Here is a 22,382-nt window from a genome sequence, read left to right as displayed (position 1 = left end):
GAGGGGCCGTATAACCGGCGCGATCGCTGCGATCGGATTCTCCCGGTGAGAATTCCCCAACAAGAGGCTGCATTTTACCCGTTGGCGAATTTGTGACGTAAAGTTCCCTGTAAGAGACGACGGCTCCGCAATTCCTGCCGGCAATTCCGAAAATGCGCGAATACCTCCACACATCGTTCCGAAACCTTGAGCAGTTCATCGAGCGTATGGACTCGAACGACTGGACGTACGTTTTTATCTTCGCAGTGATTTTCGGCGTGTTGTGCATGCGCGGAGTCGGCAATCGCACGAACGCTTAGACGTTTCCTCACGGCAAACTCCCCACCGCCTGAAGTGCAGCTCGATAGGAAATTCGAGAAATGGAAAACTGGATGCTCGGAATCCCGGTCCCGGTAGCCTTGGCGCTTGTCGCTTTGATCGGCTATTTCCTAGGGAAACGCAACGCCAGCGCCGCTGTCGCCGAACAAAGCCGCGCGCGCCGTGAGGTGAAACGAGCTCAAGCCGTCATCCGTCAGCTGGAAGACATTTCCCGCGACATCCGCCGCAATCTGGCGACGCACCAAAGCAGCATTCTGCACTTTAAAGAACGCATTAACGAACTGGGCGACTCGCAAGACACGCAAGCCTGGCAAAACCTCTGCGAAGAAGCGGAGCAAATGCTGAGCCCCACCATGCGTCTCTCGTCGCAGATCGCCAACGCCTATGACGAAATTCGCCAGCAGGCCAACCTGCTGATGACCTTTACCGAATCGCGCACCGATCCGCTGACCGGTTTGAGCAATCGCCGGGCGCTGGACGACTCGCTCGAAAACCTGATTGCGATGAAGGGGCGTTACGACTTCACCTTCTCGCTCTGCATCTTCGACGTCGACCACTTCAAACGGGTCAACGATCAGCATGGTCACCTCCATGGCGACCGCGTGCTGGTGGAGGTCTCGAACCTGATCGACAACTGCGTCCGCGAAACCGATATCGTCACTCGCTACGGCGGCGAAGAGTTCGTCGTTTTGATGCCGTCGACCGACATCTACGGCGCCTGCATCTTCGCCGAGCGGCTGCGGACCAGCGCCGAGGCGCAACTGGGAGTCACGATCAGCGGCGGACTTTCGCAAGTTCGCAGCGAAGACGAAGCCCGTACGCTGTTGGCTCGCGCCGACGCCGCGCTCTACCGAGCGAAAGCGAACGGTCGCAATTGCAACTTCTATCACGACGGCACCCGCATTCTTCCCTGCCTGGATATTGATCCGGACGCCGAAGCGGAGTCGATTGACGAAGCCGAGTCGCTGCTGTTGGAAGTTCGCGAACTCGAACAACTGCATGGCGCCGGCGCTCCGATCTCGGAACCGAGCGGTTCGCCGAGCCGAGCCTAAGCGAAGCGGCGACAACCAGGCCGCCGATAGGGACTACCAATGTCCCTTCAGGCGGCTATATCCCATCTGGTCGGCTTTCTTAAGATCGCTTTCGGCTTCGTCATTACGACCAAGAGCCTGCAGCGTTTCGCCCCGGTGATGATAGAGGACGCCGATCACGCTCCGAATTTGCCTGATCCGCATTTCCTTCATCGTTCCCCAAACCTCTTCTTCCTCTTCGACCTTGGCGAGCGACGCTTCGTACATCTCAATTGCGATGTTGAGATCATTCAGCCCTCCTTCATTGTCGCCGGCGAAATGCTTCACATATCCACGCGTGTCGAGGTACGAAGCTTCGGCGCCGTAGATCTTGATCGCTTGATCGATATCCTCCAGCGCTTGATCGAGCGACTCTTTCGGCAAGTCGGCGCCATCCGACCAGGCAAGCGCCGTCGAATAGGCGCGAATGTTGAGCGCCCGATGAAGATGGAACTTGCCTTCCTGCGCCTGCTCGATCAGCTTGTCGGCCACGGCGATCGATCCTTGATGATCGCCAAGTCGCGACAAGAGAAAGCTCTTCATTTCGAGATAAGATAAATCTTCGGACGCGCCCTGGTCTGATTTTTCTAGCAGTTCGCGGGCTTCTTCGTTGCGTCCGGCGCGATACAGAAGCTCCGCCATGCGGAGATGCATCTCCGGAGAATCGCCGCTCCATTCGAGCGCCTTCTGCCCGAGCTCGATCGCCTGATCATTCTCTCCGGCCTCCAGCTTTTCCAGCGCCGAAGCCCAATACCACCCGACGACCAGCGATGGGCGAAGAAACTGCGAGACGATCGCCAAGACGATGGCGCTGACGATCAACAGGCGGACGAGAGGAAGTCGAGATTTCACAACGTGTTTATCCTGCCGGCGAAAGCGGCGCGCGAGGAGTCGATCGACAATCTTTGCCAATTCCGCCGCTTGATCAACCGTAACATTCCCCCTGGTCGCTGGCCATGGGACCTCTCCCTTTCGGCCGCTTCCCAGGGTCGCATTCTCTCTTTTTGCGGCGAAATTGGGGCTCCGACGTCGCCGCAGGTCCGAAATCCGTTGCTGCAAAGACGGCCAGAGCTTAAGATCAGCTCTACGGTTCAGGTGCACGCTTGCGAGTGCTCGGCTTGCCCTTCTTCTCGCGGCGCGCCATCTTTTTCCAGTAGTTCCGTCTGGGCCACTTGCTCTTTCGAGGAAAGGAGACAGCCATGCCGCTGTTCGAGATCGAGACGAACGCTCACATTCTGATTACCTGGGCCGAAGATGAAGCGCAGGCCAAGGTCGTCGTGCATGACAACTATCCGAACGACGACGTAATTCGACTCACCAAACGTCCCCGCAACAGCTGGGTGATCTCTAAAGCGGCCCTCGGCCTGACCGATCAGCGAGTTGATCCTTGTCTCGTCGCGCGCGATTGCTTGTCGAAAGCGGAAGGGGACAAAGTCCACGCGATTCGTTTGTACATGAACGAAACCGGGGCCGATCTCGACAAGGCGCGCAAGGCGATCGAGTCGAATATGGTCCTCGGCTGGTAAACCCAAAGCCTCAGCTGGTAAATGGGCGAACCTACGAAATACCGCTCTTGTCCCATTTTGACTTAACGGATACTACATCCGGACTCGATGAAAATATCATCGGAGTAAGTTTGGGGACTTCGGAGCGAGATTATTATGAGCCTCGATTGGCAAGAATCGACAATCGCCGTCAGCGTCCCTGGCGGAGATCCTCGACATTTTCGCGTGCAGTATTTCGATACGAAAGAGATGTTCTGGCATCGCCATGACGTCTACAACACCCGCAACGACGCGGAAGAAGCTTTGCAGCAGCTTGCTAGCAAAGGCCTGAAGTGTCGTATTCTCGAATTCGGTTCATGCGCCGCCGCCCGCTAAGGGGCGACGACGGCAAACCGTAAAGCGACATCTAGAGCTTCAACAGGCGCCAGCTTTGTCCCCTGGCGCCACGGTTGTTTCTTGGGGACTCGTTGACCCCACATGAGCTCGATTTACGCGTCGAGGAACTCGACCTGACCGGTCGACAATTCGTAATAGGCGCCGACCATTTTCACCGAGCCGTTCTTCACGCGTTCCGGCAAGATCGGTCCCAGCTTCGCCAGCTTCTGGGCGTTGTAAATCGCGTTCGCCTTGGTGACGTTCACCAGCTTGTCACCCGGCTTTCCTTGAACCTGGCGAACGACCGGGCGAATGTAATCGACCATGCCTTCGATCGCTCCCGGCAACGCGTCATTGTTCTCGATATGTTCGATCGCCGCGGCGCAAGCTCCGCACGAGCTGTGTCCCATAACGACGATCAAACGAGCGCCCAACTCGGCCACCGCGAACTCAATGCTGCCGAGCAGGATCGGACCGGAACCAACGATGTTACCCGCGACGCGGAGCACAAACAGATCGCCGACCGGTTGATCGAACACAATCTCGGGCGGAACGCGCGAGTCGGCGCATCCCAGGACGATCGCCGGCGGAGCCTGGCCTTTGGCGTCCCGCGCGAAGTCCTCCGGCGTACGGGGCGACAGATTCGTTTTGCCGCTGGAGAACCGTTTGTTCCCGGCCTTCAGCTCCGCCAAGATCTGGTCCGGGGTCTGCGGAGCCGCTTCTTCAGCGGCGTAGGCGGAGCGGAACGAGCTCAAGCTGGCGGCGCCGACCGCCATGCCTACCGATTTCACAAAGGATCTACGGGACGTCGATTGATGGTCGCACATGGATTATCGCTTTCCAATAAGGTCGTGTATGGATGTCTCGTTCGCGAGGGGCGTAAGACCATAGCAAACCTAGCTCACGCTTGACGGGGGGAGCGAGGTTTCCCGTACGTATAATCGTTGCAATCGGCCCTTCGCCGGCTCACGAATCGACGATCGCCTGGCCGCAAGCGTCATTGGATCATCTCTTGCGTTACCAATCCAATGTCGCCCCCTGAGAAACTTACCCATGCGCGCAAAAAAAGACCTCGCACTTGGCGAGGTCTTTCTTTTGATCTGCGTAGCGACGCGAGGCTTAGTAGCCGCTCGAGTAGCGCGAGCCGCTCGAGGCGTCCGTCGTACCGGTCGAAGGATAGGTCGTCGACGGGTAGGTCGAGCCGCTGGTGCTCGGGTAGTTTGAGGTGCTGGTCGACGGATAGTTGCTCGCCGATGAGTAGGTGCTGCCGGTCGACGGATACGATCCGGTCGAGGTCGTACCGGCCGTAGCGTAATCGCTGGTGCCGCCCGGACGATAGTGCGGGGTCGAACCAGTCGACGGAGTCGGAGTCGAGTAGCTGGCCGGGCTGTTGTAGCTGCCGCTGCTGGCGCCTTGATAGGTGCTGCCGGTCGACGGGTAAGTCGAACCGCCGGTGCTCGGGTAGCTGCTGCCGCCGGTCGACGGATAGGTCGAACCGCCGGTGCTCGGATAGCTGCTGCCGCCGGTCGACGGGTAGGTCGAACCGCCGGTGCTCGGGTAACCGCCGGTCGCCGGATATTGCGAACCGGTCGCCGGAGCGTAGCTGGCCGGAACGGCGCCGCTGGTCGGATAACCGGTCGACGGCTGAGCGTAGCCGCTCGGCGAAGTCGTGCTCGGCTGCGAATAGCCGCTCGACGGATAGCTGCTGGACGGGTAACCCGACGTGCCGGCCGCCGAAGCGGTGTAGGCCGCGGCGCCTTGCGAAGCGTACGGATTGCTGACCGGCTGCGTCATGCCGGCCGGATAGGTCGAACCAGGCTGACTGCCTTGCGACGCAGCGTAGAACCCTTGCTGCGGAGCGGTCGGCGAAGTCATGCCGGGATAGACGCCGCTGTAGCTCGGAGCGCTCGAAGCGCCCGCCGTGGCGGCGTAGTTCGGGGTCACGCTGCCGTTGGAATTACGGGCCAGCGTCGCAGAGCTCGGAACCGGCGTCGAAGTGCTCGACGGGGCCGCGGCGGTCGCGTTATAGGGAGGAGCTTGCGACGTAGCGACGTTGGAAACGTCGGGAGCCTTCTTGCTCGCCCACCAGCCCATGCCGCTCTTGCAGCCAACAGAGGGAAGAACAGCAGCGGCCAGCAGCGCCGCTCCAAGCGTCCATTTTTCGATTCGCACTCGCATTGCTCACGCGCCTTTGGCTCTGTGAGGCGGCATCGCACCAGAAAGCACTTCCCTGTGCTCGTCTGCGGCCTCGTCCCTGAGTGATTTGGTATATGTCAGCCGAAAATGTACGGCGACCTCCGTGTAAACTTTAGAGTCGACCTACTTGTGAGCGGTTCATTAACCATTTCGACCCGTTTTATCGGAAAAGTTTACCGCGCATTTTGCGCCGACTGGGGACGGAGAGTAGGGAGACGCCGGGACAAGGTCAAGGTCAGAAAAATCACCGGCAAGCTGCTAGCAAAAAAGAGCCGCTCGCATAGCGAACGGCTCTTCGATTTGTCTCTGGAAGCTTTCCGCAGCTTAGGCGGTCGCGGCGGCGTAACGCTTGGCCACTTCGTCCCAGTTGATGACGTTAAAGAACGCCGTAATGTAGTCGGGACGACGGTTCTGATAGTTCAGGTAGTAGGCGTGTTCCCAGACGTCGAGACCGAGGATCGGCGTACGACCTTCCATCAGCGGCGTGTCCTGGTTCGCGGTGCTTTCGACCACCAACTTGCCGCCATCGACGGCGAGCCAAGCCCACCCCGAACCAAAGCGAGTCGCTGCGGCGTTCGAGAACGCTTCCTTGAACTTCTCGAAACCGCCTAGTTCGGCGTCGATCGCCGCAGCCAGCGCGCCGGTCGGAGTACCGCCGCCGCCCGGCTTCATGATCGTCCAGAACAACGAGTGGTTGGCGTGACCGCCGCCATTGTTGCGGACGGCGCCGCGGATGTTTTCCGGCACAGCCGACAGATCCGAGACCAGGTCTTCGATCGTCTTGCTTTCCAGCTCGGTACCTTTGATCGCGTCATTGACCTTGGTGATGTAGGCCTGATGATGCTTGGTGTGATGGATTTCCATCGTCTTGGCGTCGATCGACGGTTCAAGCGCGTCGTACGCGTACGGCAATTCCGGCAGAGTGTAAGCCATGGTTGCTTCTCCGTTATTTCTTTTGAACGGGATACGTTAAGTCTTCATGGATAAGGCGCCTGCTTGCGTTGCCGGCGCCAGCGTTTCAACGCGTAGCCTACCCCATACCGTGGGTCGGCACAATCGCCCGCAGGAATCCTAGAAGCCCACGACGCCAAATCAAATGCAGCGCCGCCGGGCCGATTAGCTTTTGGCTCAGAGGCAGGGATTCGTCTTGATTCTCCGGGAAGCTTTCCCTACCCTCTCGCGGCGTTTTTTCGCGTGCCGACTGTCGCGTTCATCCAGGCGTACTTGCATGTCCGAGCTTAAGGTCCATACCCCTCCTACGACTCCCCAGGATGTCGTCATCCTGGTGCACGGCACCTTCGCTGGGCGCGAGCATGAAGAGGGGGACGCATTCTGGCAACGGGGCAGCGAAGTCTGGGACGAGCTGGAAAACCGTCTTCCTGACGGAGTTACGCTCCAGGAAGAAGGGCGTTTATTTCACTGGTCCGGCGAAAATAATGAACGCGAACGGCTGAAAGGCGCCAAAGCGCTGCTCGACTACTTGCAGCAGTTTGAAAACGCGGGGCAAGGCTACCACCTGGTCGGGCACAGCCATGGCGGCTCGATCATCTGGATGGCGCTGCGGCAAGCGACCGTCGACGACATCCCGCTCGACAATTTGCGCACATGGTCAACGGTTGGTACCCCTTTTTTGCGTCACCGGACCGTCAATCCAATCAGCATCGCCAATGCGATCAACATTATCGCCGGGCTCTTTTTCCTCAGCCACGCGCGACAATCGCTCCATCAGATCTTCAGCGTCCTTCACTGCGCCATCTTCCATCCAGATCATTACGCCAAGACCCAAGTCGAGATCCTCGGCCGCGACGTCAACTTGTTGGACTACTTGATGTACGACCATCTTGGCTGGTTGGCGATCGCCGGCGTCATCGTGATGTTCTTCGTCTTCGCGCAGCTCGCAAGCTTTTTCATCGGCCCTGTCATCGAATCGCGACGCATCCGCCAAGAGTTGCATGCCGAGCAACGCGTGATCCAGGAATATGGTCGCTGCTGGCTCGGCGTCTGGTCTCCCGACGACGAAGCGATCAATGGCCTCCGCACAACGCTTCACTTGGACATCACCTTCGTCGGCAAGGTAAGCGCCGCCGACCGAATCTTCGTCTCCGACTATCTCGGCTTCCTCTGGATCCCGTATTACTGGACCGTGGCGCCGACCTTCAATTACATCGTCCGGCCGATCCTCAATCACTTCGTCCGGCAGTACGTCAGCAAAGCGGTCCAAGGGAACAATCGCCCTTCGGCCGAACTCTGCAACGTCTCGACCGCGCCAATCGGCGACTCCGAAGTCAACAGCATCCCTGCCCTCCCCTACTTCATCGCGCAGCGCATCACTGAGCGGGCCAACGCTAAGTCGAAAGACATCGCGCCGAAGCTGCGAGCGCTGCTGGGTCAAAAGACATTGATGGCCGGCCTCGCCGCTTTCAACTCAGAACTATCCGGCGAAGAGCTCGTCCATACCAGCTACTTCAACGATCCCGACGTACTCAATCTGCTGACGATCCACATGGCGCTCGAGCGTGGAGATCGGCGTTACTTGATGCAAGCGGCCGCCTATCATCGTCAATTGCTCGAGTGGACTCGCTACTTCCGCGAAATGACCGGCGACTGGAGTGGCGCCGAACTGCTCGACCGCATTCTTCGCGACACGCCGGCCGAAGCGACGACCGTGCAGCGCCGCGCCGCCGCATAAGCGAATTTCGATAAGAAAAAGGGGCGAACCTTTTAATTTTCGTCCCAATCTTTCGGCGGTTTCTTGAGACTCGCGCGCCGTATGCTCTACGATAGAGGGGATAGTTCCTCTCCCTCTCTCTGTTCGCATCTCGTCGAGGAAAATCGCATGCTTCGCCGCAGCGCCGCACTTGGCCTTCTATCGCTCTTGTTGATCTCGTCCGCTCTTGTGGCCCAACAAACTTCTCCGGCAGAATCGGCCGGCAAGACGTTCGTTAAAGAGATCGCGCCGTTTCTCTCCCCGGAAGTAATGCTGGTCGCACGCGTCCAGATCGACAAGCTGACGGCCGAAAATCGACTTAGCGAAGTTCAGCAGTGGGGCGCCGAGAAACTGAACTTTGGCGACTTTCCGCTCGGGGATCTATTGGCCGAACGCCCCATCGTCGACGGCGTCTCGGAAATGACGTTCCTTATCCAAGCCTCCAACGAATATGACGCAGCGCCGGAGACGTTCGCATTGCTCCGGATGAACGGAAAAATTTCCGCCGACAAGCTTGTCGCCAGCGTTCTGGGAGAAGATGAAGCGGATGAAGAGCTCATGGAACTCTTCTCCATTCAAAAGGGAAATTGGCTCGCGGTGACTGCTTCCGAGGAACTGACCGAACGGCTGAACGAACAACTTCCGTTCGCTCCGGCCAAGCTCGCCAAGGCGGCCGATCTGTTGGCCGACGATCCGATTCAACTGATCGGGATGATGACCGGCGACACCATCTATTCGATGAGCGAGGAGTTGCCGAGCAATTCGGTCTTGCTCTATTACTCGTCGAAAATGCAATTCGCCATCGCCGGCGTTCAATGGGCGCCTGAGCCGCAACTTCGCTTGGCGCTGCAGTTCCGCAACGAGGAAGACGCCGCCGAAGCGCACGATTGGCTGGAAGCGTTGACGACGCCGGGCAATTTGAGCAATCCGCTCGCCAGCCTGATTGCGGCGGCGTTCAAGTCGTACGTGCCGAAACAGTCAGGCGACCGCTTGGCCCTGATGCTGGAGCAAAACGATCTGCAACAGATCGGGCAGTTGCTCGCCCCCGCGATCGCGCAAACGCAGCAGGCCGCGCAGCAGGCCCATTCGATCGTCAACATGAAGCAGATCGGTCTGGCGTTTCACAACTTCGCCGATACCTACAAGCGATTTCCGCCAGCTCAGTTCCCGAAAGACCAAGATGGCAAGCCGCTCCTATCGTGGCGCGTCTACCTGCTCCCCTATCTCGAACAAAACGCGCTCTTCGATCAGTTCCATCTCGACGAACCGTGGGATAGCGAGCACAACCTGAAGCTGGCCAAGTTCATGCCCGAGGTTTATCAGGCGCCCGGAGTGAACTTGAAGGATCCGACGTTGACCACCTACGTCGTTCCGCAAGGGAAGAACGCATTTTCTACCGGCGACGGCAAGAGTCTCGGCTTTCAAGATTTCACGGACGGAACCTCCAACACCATTATGGCTGTTCGCACTACGCCTGAAGCGGCCGTCGTCTGGACCAAGCCGGACGATTGGCAGTTCGATCCGCAGAAGCCGTTCCAAGGCCTCGCCGTCGACGACAAAGGGGCGTTCATGGCCTTGTTCGCCGATGGCAGCGTCCGGTGGCTCACCACGGCGATTGGAGCGGAGGACATGAAAAATTACATCGAGCGGAATGATGGCAATTACATCGAAGAGATGGAACCTCCCTTCTAAACGCGGCCCGCTTCGTCGTTAACGATTCGCTCCCTTTCAATTTGTCGGTGCAATTTCGATCCGGTAGGATGGGGGCTCCTCTACCACCCCTATCATCATTCCTTCAAGGATCTGAAAGATGCCACGCACCTTTCTGCCGCTACTCGGGGCGCTGCTCCTAGTTGTCGGCTGCTCCGAATCCAAACCGGTCGCTCAAGCTCCCCCCGAGCCGGTCGAAACGAAACTGACGCCGCTCGCCAAGCCGGCGCCCGACACGACAGCGCCGCTTGATTCTCCGTTCACCACCCCGCCGACCACCGACGGGAATGAAATGGCGAACGTGCCGGCGATTCCGACGGAAGATCCCAAGAAGCCGGCGCCGCAGCCCAGCGTCCCGGCCGCTCAACCGAACGTGCCGGCCGCCGCCACTTCGCCGACTTGGGCGAAGGACCTCGCCCCGTTTCTGGACGACACGACGGTCGCCGTCATTCGGATCAATTGGCCGAATCCCGACCTTCTGGCGATCGTCGAAGAGGTGAAAAAGGCCGGCGTCGACGAAGGCTTTATGGAAGAGGAAACGGTCGTCAACGTGCTCAATAGCCCCGAGTTCGCCAAAGGGGTTTCGGAGATGGCGTTTATCTTCCATCTGCTCGAAGTCAAAACCGAAGACGGCGACGTCTATACCGAAAAGGCGACCACCCCGGTCTTCCATACGACCGACGCCATCTCCGACGTCGAGCTGGTCAAGGTGATCATGGGCGATTTCGCCGCCCAGCTGCCGCCGGAAGTTTTGAAGCAGGCCCTGCCGCGGCGCGGCGAATGGGTTGCGATGGCGATGCAGGAAGAAAACGCAATTCGCATCGCCACTCAAGAGCCTGCCGATACGTCGAAGTTGGAAGCGGCGGTCGCGGCGATCGGCCCGGCGCCGGTGCAGTTTATCGCTCTACTTAATGACAAAAACCGCGAGGCGTTGCTCGAAGAAGGAGCCGTCCCCGGCGGTCAAATCGCCAAATATTATCTCGACAAAGTGAACTTCGGCGGCCTCGGCTTCGCCTACGCCGACAGCGCCAAGTTCAATCTCATCGTCGATACGAAGACCGCGGAAGACGCGAAGGAATTGCATGACTGGGTCGATCTGATGACCAGGCCCGAGACCCTGCCGATCAAACTTCCTGCGCCGATTCTCGAAATGGTCCGTAGCGCCATCATGCCTAAGATGAACGAGAATCAACTGAGCGTTTCGCTGAACAATGAGCAGATCACCCAGCTCCGCACGACGCTCGAACCGGCGATTGCCGCCGCCGCGGCGTCCGCTCGGGCCGCCGCAGAGAAGGCGCGATCCCGTAACAACCTGAAGCAGTTCGCTCTGGGATTTCACAACTTCGCGGATACGTATCTGAAGTTCCCTCCCCCGACGCGGAAACTTCCGGACGGGACGTTCACCAAAGAGACGGGTCTGTCATGGCGCGTTCACCTGCTTCCCTATCTCGAATACAACAACCTCTACGAACAGTTCCACTTGGACGAACCGTGGGATAGCGAGCACAACATCAAACTGGTCGAGATGATGCCGGAGATCTTTGTTGATCCAAACAATCGCTCGGACGATCCGACCAAAACGACCTACGTCGTGCCGTCCGGCGAAAAGGCGTTCTTTCATCGTGGTGAGGCGTTTGGTTTCCAAGACTTCACCGACGGCACCTCCAACACGATCATGATCTTGAACGTGTCGCCAGAGAACGCCGTCATTTGGACCAAGCCGGACGAATGGGACTACGATCCCCAGAACCCGTTCCGCGGGCTCGACAACCTCAATCCGGAAGGAACGTTTGAAGCGGCCCTGGTCGATGGCAGCGTTCATCAGTTTTCCGCCAAAAAGATGAAGCCGGAAACGATGCGACATCTGATTGAACGGAACGATGGAAATCCGATTAATTGGGATGACGTCGAATAGACGCCCCTCTTTCTAGAACCACTCCAAGCCGCACTCCTGTTGGACTGCGGCTTTTTTTACGGAATGCCGAAGGGTGGACGGCAACGGATAAAATCGGTGTCCAGTTCTCGCCCCGCCGCTCGCTATCCCTAACATGCGACGCTGACATCGCTCGACTACAATGACCGCTGGCCAGTTACCCGGCCCCCGATCGCCCCAGGCGAGATCTGTCCTAAATGGATGACCAACTCCTCGATTTGCTGGCTCAATGGGAAGAGGCGACCTCTGCGGGGAAGCCGACCGACCTGACTGCGCTCGCTGGGGGAGACGCGTCGCTCGCGATGCAACTGCGAAAACATATCGCTTCGCTGCAGAAGATCGCTCGGCTTGATAGCGGAACGACGCCGGCCGAAGAACTGCATCTGCCGCCGCTGCCGGTCTTACGCTCTGCGCTCCTCACGCCAGCCGACCTGAGCCTGCAGAAGTTTCAGACCCGGCTGACGACCGCCGACATCGTCCCGGCCGATAAGATCGAAGAGTTGCTCCGCGCGCATGGAATCAAATCTGCCCATCAACTTGCAGCGATCTTGCTGGAAAAGGATCTGCTGACCCGGTTTCAAGTTCGCTCGATCTCGCATGGCAAAACGCGCGGCTTGAAGCTCGATCGCTACGTGATCCTTGACAAGATCGGTGAAGGCGGGATGGGGCAAGTTTACAAAGCGCGGCACAGCATGATGGGACGCGACGTCGCCCTCAAGATTCTTCCTCGCGCATCGACCGAAAAAGGAAACGCGCTCGATCGCTTCCTGCAAGAGATGCAAGTCGCCGCCCAACTGCGACACCCGAACATCGTCACCGCTTACGACGCCGACGAAGCCGAAGGGCTCTACTTCTTTGTGATGGAGTATGTCGCCGGTCGCGATCTCAACTCGGTCGTGCGGAAGTCTGGCCCTCTCTCCGTCGCCAAAGCGGTCGACTATATAATGCAAGCGGCGCAAGGTCTGCAATACGCACACGGCGTCGGCCTGGTTCATCGCGACATCAAACCGGCGAACTTACTGCTCGACGATCAAGGGGTCGTCAAAATCCTCGACATGGGAATCGCGCGGCTTGATTCGGTTGCGGCGCTCGAAGGAGGAAATGCCGAAGACGAAAAAGAGGAGGACGGACTGACGCGTCACGGCTCGATCATGGGAACGGTCGACTTTATGGCGCCGGAACAAGCGGTCGACACCAAGTCGGTCACCTCGCAAGCCGACCTCTATAGCTTGGGCTGTACGCTCTACTTTCTCTTGACCGGCAAACCTCCCTTCGCCGGCGAGACGCTGATGCAGAAACTGCTCGGACATCGCGAGAAGTCGCCCCCAAAGCTAACCGATCTCCGCGACGACGTGCCGCCCCAGCTCGAAGCGATCTACCAGAAGTGCCTGGCGAAACTTCCCGAACAGCGTTACGCCAGCGCCGCCGAGTTGGCCGCCGACTTGCAAGCCCTCTCGCCGCAAGTCAGCGACGCCGCGCCTCCCCCGTTACCGGTCGGCGAAGAAGCGGACTCCGACACGTCGCCGAGCAACTTCCTGGAAACGCTCAACTCGCCGGGGCTGATTGAAGGAGTCAAGATCATCTCGATCGATCCGCTGAAGAAACCTTCCCGGCGAGCCCGCGTCGGCCGCGGCAGTTTCTTTTACGGCGGCGCGATCTTGGTCGGACTATTGCTCTGCGGTCTGATCGCCTACGGGTCCGGCCTCTTGTTTCGCATTTCGACTCCCAACGGCACGTTGATCGTCGAAATGGAAGGGGAGGATTTCGTCGCCCACCTGCGCGATAAACAGCTCGTCCTCGTCAACGAAAATACGCTAGAGAAAACGACGATCACGCTCGATAGCGAAGAGGCGAAGCGGCCGATCGCGCCGGGCCAATACAATTTCGCCTTGGAGACGAGCAGCGGCATTAAGACCAGCGTCAGCGAGTTAACGATTACCAGCGGAACCGAGTCGCGCGTCCGCGTCTCTTGGGAGAGTGCGCCTACTCCGACGATTCCGGAACCAGCGCCAGCAACCGCCGCACAAGTTGAGCAGCCGGTTGATCTGCTCGCCGGACTCAACCTTGGTCCGTGGACGCCGATGTTCAATGACAAGGACTTCAGCGGGTGGGAAAAGCGCAACCCCAATTCGATCAAGTGGACGATTGATAAGCTTTCGATGCGAGGCGCGAACAGCGGCTATCGCCCGAGCCAAGGAGGCGCGATCTTCACCGAGCGGACCGACTACGGCGATTTTCATTTTCGCTGCGAGGTCCTGGCCGGACAGCGCGGCAGAACTTGGGTCTATTTCCGTCACAACAAGACTTGGGAGCATGGCGCTCGCCGTGGATACGGCGTCCCCAATCCCGATCCTGATGCGCTCGACAATCCAGACGGCTGGGGAATCGGCAGTCTCTACGAAGACGTGTTTCAGGTCGGCGATCAACGTGTAGCCAAGGCCGCCGTGCCGGGGCCGCGAATCGATCCTGGGCAATGGTACACGCTCGAAATTATCGCCGTCGACAACCGAATTCAGATTCGCGTGAACGGCGCGGTAACGGTCGACTACGTGGCCGACGATCCCCCGGCCCAAACCGGCGGTTTCGGATTGGGCTGTCCGATTCTCTCGAACCTGGCGGTTCGCAACGTCTTCGTGCGTGAGCCGAAACCGACGCAGTAAGTCCCGATTCCGGGCGCCTTCCCGCCGATTCTCGTCGAAAATCGGCGATCTCGAGCAAGCTCCGGCGTTCGAAACGGCCCAGCTTGCTTGTTGCCGGACAAGGTCGTCGGTTACCTTAATGTCCAAAGTCGCGCCGACGCCTGAGTCCGCTTCCCTAAAGGTTTCTACCGCCGATGATCATCACCGAAAAAGATAGCTGGATCCGTATGATCTTTGCGATTCATGGAACGACCATGAATCGAACGTGGCCTCGGTTGTTCGTCGTGGTCGGATTTTCAGTTTTCACAACCACGATCGCGATGATGTTCCCAGAGCACAAGCTCACGCTGGGGATGGCGCCATTTACGGTGGTCGGTTTGGCGCTCGCGATTTTTCTCGGCTTCCGCAACAACGCCGCCTACGATCGCTATTGGGAAGGTCGCAAGCTGTGGGGGCGAATGGTCAATGTCTGCCGCAGTTTCACGATGCAGATCAATACATTGATCGGCGATGAGAATGCGCCTAGCGATCCAGACGGCCCCTGGAAGCCCGCGCCGGATCAGCGCCGGCTTGAGTCGCTGATCATCGCCTACATCCACGCGTTCCGTCATCGACTCCGCGAAACCGATCCAAGCGACGAATTGCGCAAACGTTTACAGAACGACGCCGAAGCGGACGCTTACCTGGCGCAGGACAACGTCCCAGCCGCCATCGCCGATCGCATCGCCAGGTGCATCAATCACGCATGGCGCAGCGGACGTCTCAACGTCTTTCATGTCCCGCTGATCCATCAGAACCTGACCGAGATGCTTGCGATCCAAGGGGGGTGCGAGCGAATCAAGAGCACGCCGATTCCGTTCACCTATAGCGTCCTGACTCACCGGACCGTTTTGCTCTACTGCTTGGCCTTGCCTTGCGGACTGCATGACACCGCTCAATGGTTCACTCCGCTCGTAGTCGCGCTGACCGCCTATGCGTTTCTTGGCCTCGACGCCGTGGGCGACGAAATCGAACAGCCGTTCAGCACGGACGACAACGACCTGCCGCTATTGCAACTGACGACGATGATCGAAATCAACATCCGCCAACTTTCGGCCGATCCCCAAGAAGAAATCCCCGCACCGATTCAACCGGTGGATCATTTGTTGATATAAATCAATAATCGCGTCGCGCCCTGGGCGTTTCCTTGCGCAGAGCGTGCGGTTTTTCGCCTATTGGGCGTTTCGCTCCCAAAAAAGAACGGCAAACCACACACCACTTCGCCCCTAGCACTGGCCGCGCAGTGGGTTACAATTTGCCAGTACTGTTGATCTTTCGCTAATTGGCATCTGAGCATTGTCGAGCGTCGCTCTCATCCCAGAGCACGACGCCTGGCGCCTTCCCTCTTCGGTCGCAAAACCTGCGATCGGCGAGCGATCTGGCCGTGCGCAATCGGAACTTGCGCTCTTCGCCGGGGCCCAGCTGCCTTGTTTCCTGCGGAAAACCATTGGTCTCAAACCACCCTGGAGCAAGATGACGCTCGCCAAAACGCCTCTAAATGATTGGCACCACGCCGCAGGCGGCCGACTGGTCGACTTCGGCGGCTGGGAAATGCCGGTCCAATATTCTTCGATCATTGACGAACACAACGCTACCCGTAACGCGGTTGGCCTGTTTGACGTCTCCCACATGGCCCGCTTTCGCTTTGATGGGCCCGGCGCCGGCGAGTTTCTCGACAAGCTGCTCACGCGTAAAGCTTCGGTCGTCCCGATGGGGAAGATCCGCTACAGCCTGGTCTGTAACGAAGAAGGCGGAATCCTTGACGACGTCTTGATTTACAACCTTGGCGCAGGGGACCAGCAATACTTCTGGTTGGTCGTAAACGCCGGAAATCGCGAGAAAATCGCCGCTTGGATCGAAAAGCATCTCCCCGCCGAAGGGGTCGTCTTCACCGACCATACGCTTGAAACGGCGATGATCGCGGTGCAAGGCCCAAAGGCGATCGCCGCGGTCCAGCCGCTGTGCGACGTCGCGATCGGCGAACTGAAATACTACTCGGGCGCCCTGGGAACCCTCTGCGGCGAGCCCGCTTTGATCAGCCGCACCGGCTACACCGGCGAAGACGGCGTCGAAGTGACCGTGCCGGCCGCCGCGGCGACCGCGATCTGGGACAAAATCCTGGAAGCGGCCAAGCCGGTTGGCGGCTTGCCTTGCGGCTTGGGCGCACGCGACACGCTCCGCCTGGAAGCGGCGATGCCCTTGTACGGACATGAACTGTTGGAATCGATCGACCCGATCACGGCCGGCTTGGCCTTCGGCGTTTCGTTCGACCATGACTTCATCGGCAAAGACCGGATCGAAGCGGCCCGCGATATGGCGCCGAAGATGGTCCGGGTCGGACTGACCTGCTGCGATCGCCGCGTTCCGCGCGAACACTGCACGATTCACATCGGCGACAAACAAGTCGGCGATGTGACCAGCGGCACTTTCTCGCCCACCCTCAATCAGCCGATCGCAATGGGTTACGTTGATCCGAGCATTGCGGTCACCGGCACATCGGTAGAAATCGATATTCGCGGTAAAAGAATTACGGCCGAAGTCGCGCCGCTTCCCTTTTACTCACGTCCTCGCACCTAAAAAAAGAATTTTCAGGAGACGCTCAACGTGGACCCCTCTCAATTGCTCTATGCGAAAACGCACGAATGGGCCTTCGTCGAAGAACAAGACGGCGGCAAAGTGGCGACCGTCGGCATTAGCGCCTTCGCGATCGAAGCGCTGACCGACCTGGTTTACCTGGAACTGCCGAAAGTGGGCGCTCAGGTCACCGCCGGCCAGCCGTTCGGCGAAATCGAATCGGTCAAAGCGGTGAGCGACGTTTACGCTCCGGTCAGCGGCGAAGTGATCGCCGTGAACGAAGAATTGCCGAACAAGCTGGAATCGCTCAACGACGATCCCTACATCGGCGGATGGATCGCCAAAATCAAGATCACGGATGAAAGCGGCCTGGCCAACTTGCTGGATCAGTCCGCCTACGAAAAGCAGTGCCAGGAAGAAGGCTAGTCCTTCCCTGTCGCGATCGCCAGCGCCGCCTAGTTGGATGACGAAGCGGCCAGCGCCACCCGGCGTCTTTTTTCCTGTCAGCGATCACGCAACGTCAAATATGGACCAACGCGAAAAATTATGGCTTACCTATTTAACACTCCCCAAGAACAGCAAGAAATGCTCGCCTCGATCGGCGCGTCTTCGATCGAAGAGTTGTTCGAGCAAATCCCGGCGTCACTGCGTCTCGGTCGTCCTCTCGACCTGCCGCCAGCGATGGGCGAACTGGAACTGACGCAGCACCTTTCGGCGCTCGCAGGCAAAAACCAGGGTCCCAATGACAAGGTCTGCTTCTTAGGGGGCGGAAGCTACGATCACTTCATTCCCGCGGCGGTCGACGCGATCGCGTCGCGCGGCGAGTTCTACACCTCCTACACTCCCTATCAGCCGGAAGTGTCGCAGGGGAACTTGCAGGCGATGTTCGAGTACCAGACGTTGATCTGCGAACTGACCGGCATGGACGTCTCGAACGCGAGCCTCTACGACGGCGGCAGCGCTCTGGCCGAAGCGGTGATCATGAGCATGAACACCACCAATCGCCATGCGAAGGTCGTCGTGCTCGGCAGCGTTCATCCCGAGTATCGCCAGATCCTGGAGACCTACTTCGGTCCGCTCGGTCTGCAGATCGTCGTCGCTCCGGTCACGTCCGGAACGGCAGACCCGGCTGAAGTTGAAGCTTTGGTCGATGATCAAACTGCGTGCGTCGTCGTGCAATCGCCCAACTTCTTCGGTTCGCCGGAGCAGGTCCAAACGCTATCCGACATCGCTCACGCCAAGGGAGCTTTGCTGGTCCAATCGTTCGATCCGCTCAGCCTGGGCGTGCTGAAGCGACCGGGCGACCTGGGCGCCGACATCGCCGTCGCCGAAGGGCAAGCTCTCGGTTCGCCGATGCAGTACGGCGGTCCTTACCTGGGGATCATGACCTGCCGCGAGCAGTTCGTCCGCCGCATGCCGGGACGTATCTGCGGCGAAACGACCGATCGTCGCGGCAAACGCTGCTGGGTGCTGACGCTGCAAACGCGCGAACAGCACATCCGTCGCGAAAAAGCGACCAGCAACATCTGCACCAACCAAGGATTGTTCGCACTTCGCGCCTCGATCTACCTGTCGCTGATGGGTCCGCACGGGATGCAGGAAGTGGGCGAGTTGTGTGCTCGTAAGTCGCACTACGCCGCCCAGCAGATCGCCGCCGGCGAGAGATTTGAACTCGCTTTCGCGACTCCGTTCTTCAAGGAGTTCGTCGTCCGCGATTTGCAAAATGACGTCGCGACCGTTTTGGCCGAAGCGTCCGAAGCAGGCTTCTTCGCCGGCGTCGCCCTGGGAACCTGGTTCCCGGAACTGGCCGACTGCTTCCTGGTTACCGTGACCGAAAAGCGAACTCGCGTCGAGATCGACGGTCTTGTGAAAACTTTGGCCCTGACTACCAATCGGACGACGATCCATGCGTAATACCCGTTCCACTCAGCTTTTGACCGAGCTCTCGCAACCTGGTCGTCGCGCCGTGGTTCTGCCGAAGTGCGACGTCCCCGAAACTCCGCTCAGCGAATTGCTGCCGGCTGACGTGCTGGCCGACAATCCGCCGGCTCTGCCGGAACTGGCCGAACCGGAAGTCGTGCGCCACTACACCAACTTGTCGACCCTCAACATGTCGGTCGATACGCACTACTATCCGCTCGGCTCGTGCACGATGAAGTACAACCCGAAGCGAAACGAACGTCTCGCTTCGCTGCCGGGCATCGTCGACTTGCACCCCTACCAGCCGGAAGATTCGATCCAAGGGATGCTGCAGCTGCTGTACGAACTGCAGCAGTTCCTGACCGAAATCTCCGGCCTGCCGGCGATTTCGCTGCAACCGGCCGCTGGCGCTCACGGCGAATGGACCGCACTGATGGCGGCCGCCGCCTACTTCCGCTCGATCGGCCAAGGCCACCGCAAGCTGGTCCTGTCGCCCGATAGCTCGCACGGTACGAACCCGGCCAGCGCTCAGATGGCAGGCTTCACCGCAGTCACCGTCAAAACGGTCGACGGCGCGGTTTGCATGGAAGACCTCCGCAGCAAGCTGAACGATCAGGTCGCCGTCTTCATGATCACCAACCCGAGCACGCTCGGCTTGTTTGAAACGCAGATGGCCGAGATCGCCGAAGCGGTCCATGCCGTCGGCGGTTTGATCTACCTGGACGGCGCCAACATGAACGCCGTGCTCGGCATTTCGCGTCCCGGCGACATCGGCGCCGACATGATGCACTACAACCCGCATAAGACCTTCAGCGGCCCTCACGGCGGCGGCGGTCCTGGCGCTGGTCCGATTTGCGTGCATGAGAAACTGGGCCCGTTCCTCCCCTCGCCGATCGTGGTGAAGGAAGGGGACAAGTACCGTCTCGACTATGACCGTCCCGATTCGATCGGTCGCGTCCGCACCTTCTTCGGCAACGTCGGCGTGCTGGTTCGCGCTTACTGCTACATCCTGTCGTACGGCCCGGACGGCCTGAAGGCGGTGTCGGAAAACGCCGTGCTCAACGCCAACTACCTGCTCAGCAAGGTGAAGCACTTCCTGCCGGTTCCGCACGGACAACGCTGCATGCACGAGTTCGTCGCGTCGGCGTCGAAGCTGAAGCAGGAAAAGGGAGTCACCGCGATGGACATCGCCAAGCGGCTCCTCGACTACGGCTATCATGCTCCGACCGTTTACTTCCCGCTGACGGTGCCGGAAGCGATGATGATCGAGCCGACCGAAACGGAAAGCAAAGAGATGCTCGACGCCTTCGTCGAGACCCTCTTCCGCATCACCGAAGAGCCGGCCGACCTGCTGCACGAAGCGCCGCACACGACGCCGATCAGCCGCCCGAACGAAGTTCTCGCGGCGCGTCAGCCCTGCCTGCGGGCCGTCTGCAACTAGGCGAGTGCCATGGCGGTTCGCCTGATTGAAAACGCTTCCCACACGGGAAGCTGGAACATGGCGGTCGACGAATCCTTGCTGGAGTCGACCGCCGACAGCCAGACGGCGACGCTCCGCTTCTATCAGTGGAGCGAGCCGACGCTGTCGCTCGGCTACTTTCAGAAGTACGCTGACCGCTGGACCCACGAGGAGAGCCGCGAGTCGGCCTGCGTCCGTCGCGCTTCCGGCGGCGGCGCCATCATGCATGATCTTGAGCTGACCTACAGCTACTGCGTTCCGACTGCTGACCCGCGCAGCACATCGGTGACCAGCCTGTTTGACCTCTTCCACCAGTCGCTGATCGATACGCTGGCCGATCTCGGCGTGACCGCTTCCATTTGCGGCAACCCACAGAAGCACGCAAGCGGCGACCCGTTTCTCTGCTTCCAGCGCCGGAGCAGCGTCGACGTAATAGTCGACGGCTATAAGATTTGCGGCAGCGCACAGCGGCGTGGCAAGGGGGCGGTACTGCAGCATGGCAGTATTCTGCTCGCCCGCTCAGCAAAGGCCCCGCAACTGCCGGGAATCGCCGACCTTGCTAGCACGGTAATCGATCCCAATGAGCTGCAAAATGTTTGGCTGCCGAATCTTAGCAGCGTACTGGGTGTGAATTTCGAGATTGGGGGTCTGACCGAGTCGGAGACCCTCCTGGCTGCAGAGACGGAAAAGTCGCGATTCGCTTCCCCGGATTGGACAGAGAAAAAGTAGAAAATCGGGGCGACAGGAAGAAACCAATCCTTTGACCGCCACTTAACGGCGGAGTATTATGGTCCTGGTGTGACTGCCACGGTTTTGCCGATAACAGAAATGAAAGAAGACGATTTAAGGGAATGTGAAGTTTCCAAATTTGGAACGTACCCCCTCAGATAGGTCATTTTTTCTGGCATTCGCCAATATTACGCTAAGTAGCTAATTGCTTGCCAATACGTACTTATCATCCGGCAAGCGAAGATTCCTTTTCCACTTGATGTTCGACCGCGTACGAAGCGACTGCAGTCGATACGTCTCCTTAATCCTATTCGCGGTTTTGTTCCCAAATATTGCGAACCGTAATTATTTCGTTCAGAGAATCTCGGGGGCGGGACTAAAGCGAAGGAAGGATTGTCGATGCAAGTAATGTTAAGGGTTGTTCGAGGGCCAAGCGCCGGCAAGGAATTCAAGATTCCTGTCGATAGCTTTGTCATTGGACGCGGCGATGGATGTCACCTGAAACCGAAAAGCGACATGATTAGTCGCCGACATTGCGAGCTGCGCGTCGCCGACTCGAAGCTAGTGATTGAAGATTTCGGCAGCAAGAATGGCACCTTCGTCAACAACGAACCAATAAGCGGCACGGTTGAACTGAAGATGGGGGACGAGCTTCGCGTTGGTCCTCTCGAATTCCTCGTGCTGATTGATCATTCGCTCGGCGCCGCCAAACGGCCCCGCGTGAACAGCGTGAAAGAAGCGGCTACGCGAGTTGCGGAAGCCGGTCTGAATGACTCCGACGTCGCCAGCTGGCTGGCCGAAGCGGACGAAGAAGACCGGATGGACCGACTCCACAATCCGGAAGGTCGCCAATTCCGGATCGGCGAAACCGTCTCGGTCGAAGATTTCGCCGAAGACGAAGAAAAGCCGACCACCGAAGACGAAACGACCAACGGTACCAAGTCTGGCTTCATGGGTCTCTTTGGGGGCCGCAAGAAGAAGGAATACGGCAAACTTCCGCAAATGGCGAAGGAAGAAGCCCAAAACAGCCGCGACGCGGCTCAAGAGACGCTGAAGAAGATGTTCGATCGGCGTTAATCGACTGCTTCAACACAACAAGATTCAAAGAAAGCCGGCCTTACGCCGGCTTTTTTTGCGTCTCTTCTGTCATAATAGCCCCAAGATTCGCCTTCTGACGGCGAACTGCGGAAAGCCCGTCGATCGGCAAA

General features: G+C 58.9%; 18 protein-coding genes. 14 read left to right on the top strand and 4 right to left on the bottom strand.

The genetic code is table 11. The features are described 5' to 3' along the window. Positions 1-359 precede the first annotated feature (359 nt). Positions 360-1,370, top strand: coding sequence for a GGDEF domain-containing protein (locus LOC68_RS21235; protein ID WP_230222461.1), 1,011 nt, complete (start codon positions 360-362; stop codon positions 1,368-1,370). 33 nt (positions 1,371-1,403) lie between these two features. Here the strand turns inward: LOC68_RS21235 and LOC68_RS21230 are convergent, their stop codons facing one another. After that, on the bottom strand, positions 1,404-2,240 hold the full coding sequence (locus LOC68_RS21230; RefSeq protein WP_230222459.1) for a tetratricopeptide repeat protein: 837 nt from the start codon (positions 2,238-2,240) through the stop codon (positions 1,404-1,406). 347 nt (positions 2,241-2,587) lie between these two features. Here LOC68_RS21230 and LOC68_RS21225 point away from each other — a divergent pair, with 347 nt between their 5' ends. Further along, positions 2,588-2,914 carry a DUF6793 family protein gene (locus LOC68_RS21225; protein ID WP_230222457.1) on the top strand — a complete coding sequence of 109 codons (327 nt, stop codon included), beginning with the start codon at positions 2,588-2,590 and terminating at the stop codon, positions 2,912-2,914. A 135-nt stretch (positions 2,915-3,049) separates the two neighbouring features. Next, positions 3,050-3,268 (top strand): hypothetical protein, encoded by a 219-nt coding sequence (locus LOC68_RS21220; protein WP_230222455.1) that lies wholly within the window; start codon positions 3,050-3,052, stop codon positions 3,266-3,268. A gap of 113 nt (positions 3,269-3,381) precedes the next feature. Here LOC68_RS21220 and LOC68_RS21215 read toward each other — a convergent pair whose 3' ends face one another. The 3 genes from LOC68_RS21215 to LOC68_RS21205 form a co-directional block, all read right to left on the bottom strand. After that, positions 3,382-4,059: a carbonic anhydrase gene (locus LOC68_RS21215; RefSeq protein ID WP_230222454.1), complete on the bottom strand. Its 678-nt coding sequence runs from the start codon at positions 4,057-4,059 to the stop codon at positions 3,382-3,384. Between the two features lie 328 nt (positions 4,060-4,387). Beyond that, positions 4,388-5,446, bottom strand: a complete 1,059-nt coding sequence (locus LOC68_RS21210; RefSeq protein WP_230222452.1) for a hypothetical protein — start codon at positions 5,444-5,446, stop codon at positions 4,388-4,390. A gap of 342 nt (positions 5,447-5,788) precedes the next feature. Continuing rightward, a complete protein-coding gene (locus LOC68_RS21205) occupies positions 5,789-6,397 on the bottom strand; it encodes a superoxide dismutase (RefSeq protein ID WP_230222450.1) in 609 nt (202 codons plus the stop codon). 295 nt (positions 6,398-6,692) lie between these two features. Here LOC68_RS21205 and LOC68_RS21200 point away from each other — a divergent pair, with 295 nt between their 5' ends. The 11 genes from LOC68_RS21200 (at position 6,693) to LOC68_RS21150 (ending at position 22,251) form a co-directional block, all read left to right on the top strand. Next, positions 6,693-8,153, top strand: a complete 1,461-nt coding sequence (locus tag LOC68_RS21200) for a hypothetical protein (protein ID WP_230222448.1) — start codon at positions 6,693-6,695, stop codon at positions 8,151-8,153. Positions 8,154-8,300: 147 nt separating this feature from the next. After that, positions 8,301-9,863, top strand: coding sequence for a DUF1559 family PulG-like putative transporter (locus LOC68_RS21195; protein ID WP_230222446.1), 1,563 nt, complete (start codon positions 8,301-8,303; stop codon positions 9,861-9,863). Positions 9,864-9,981: 118 nt separating this feature from the next. Then, complete coding sequence (locus LOC68_RS21190) at positions 9,982-11,796, top strand: DUF1559 family PulG-like putative transporter (protein ID WP_230222445.1); 1,815 nt, start codon at positions 9,982-9,984, stop codon at positions 11,794-11,796. 215 nt (positions 11,797-12,011) lie between these two features. Beyond that, the gene (locus LOC68_RS21185; protein ID WP_230222442.1) at positions 12,012-14,474 is read left to right on the top strand and encodes a protein kinase domain-containing protein; all 2,463 of its coding nucleotides are present in this window, start codon (positions 12,012-12,014) and stop codon (positions 14,472-14,474) included. A 173-nt stretch (positions 14,475-14,647) separates the two neighbouring features. Next, positions 14,648-15,607, top strand: coding sequence for a bestrophin family protein (locus LOC68_RS21180; RefSeq protein WP_255670778.1), 960 nt, complete (start codon positions 14,648-14,650; stop codon positions 15,605-15,607). A gap of 358 nt (positions 15,608-15,965) precedes the next feature. Further along, positions 15,966-17,069, top strand: a complete 1,104-nt coding sequence (gcvT, locus tag LOC68_RS21175; protein WP_230222439.1) for a glycine cleavage system aminomethyltransferase GcvT — start codon at positions 15,966-15,968, stop codon at positions 17,067-17,069. Positions 17,070-17,096: 27 nt separating this feature from the next. Further along, a complete protein-coding gene (gcvH, locus tag LOC68_RS21170) occupies positions 17,097-17,492 on the top strand; it encodes a glycine cleavage system protein GcvH (protein WP_230222437.1) in 396 nt (131 codons plus the stop codon). 120 nt (positions 17,493-17,612) lie between these two features. Beyond that, the gene (gcvPA, locus tag LOC68_RS21165) at positions 17,613-18,980 is read left to right on the top strand and encodes an aminomethyl-transferring glycine dehydrogenase subunit GcvPA (protein ID WP_230222436.1); all 1,368 of its coding nucleotides are present in this window, start codon (positions 17,613-17,615) and stop codon (positions 18,978-18,980) included. After that, positions 18,973-20,427, top strand: coding sequence for an aminomethyl-transferring glycine dehydrogenase subunit GcvPB (gene gcvPB, locus LOC68_RS21160; RefSeq protein WP_230222434.1), 1,455 nt, complete (start codon positions 18,973-18,975; stop codon positions 20,425-20,427). Before gcvPA ends, gcvPB begins: the two co-directional genes overlap by 8 nt. Before the next feature lie 9 nt (positions 20,428-20,436). Further along, positions 20,437-21,174 carry a lipoate--protein ligase family protein gene (locus tag LOC68_RS21155; protein ID WP_230222432.1) on the top strand — a complete coding sequence of 246 codons (738 nt, stop codon included), beginning with the start codon at positions 20,437-20,439 and terminating at the stop codon, positions 21,172-21,174. A 399-nt stretch (positions 21,175-21,573) separates the two neighbouring features. Further along, positions 21,574-22,251: an FHA domain-containing protein gene (locus tag LOC68_RS21150; RefSeq protein WP_315859001.1), complete on the top strand. Its 678-nt coding sequence runs from the start codon at positions 21,574-21,576 to the stop codon at positions 22,249-22,251. Positions 22,252-22,382: the final 131 nt, after the last annotated feature.

It is taken from the genome of Blastopirellula sediminis (genome assembly GCF_020966755.1).
Lineage (GTDB): Bacteria > Planctomycetota > Planctomycetia > Pirellulales > Pirellulaceae > Blastopirellula > Blastopirellula sediminis.
The sequence above is the reverse complement of the archived record's forward strand: the minus strand, read 5'-3'. Positions and strand labels throughout refer to the sequence as shown.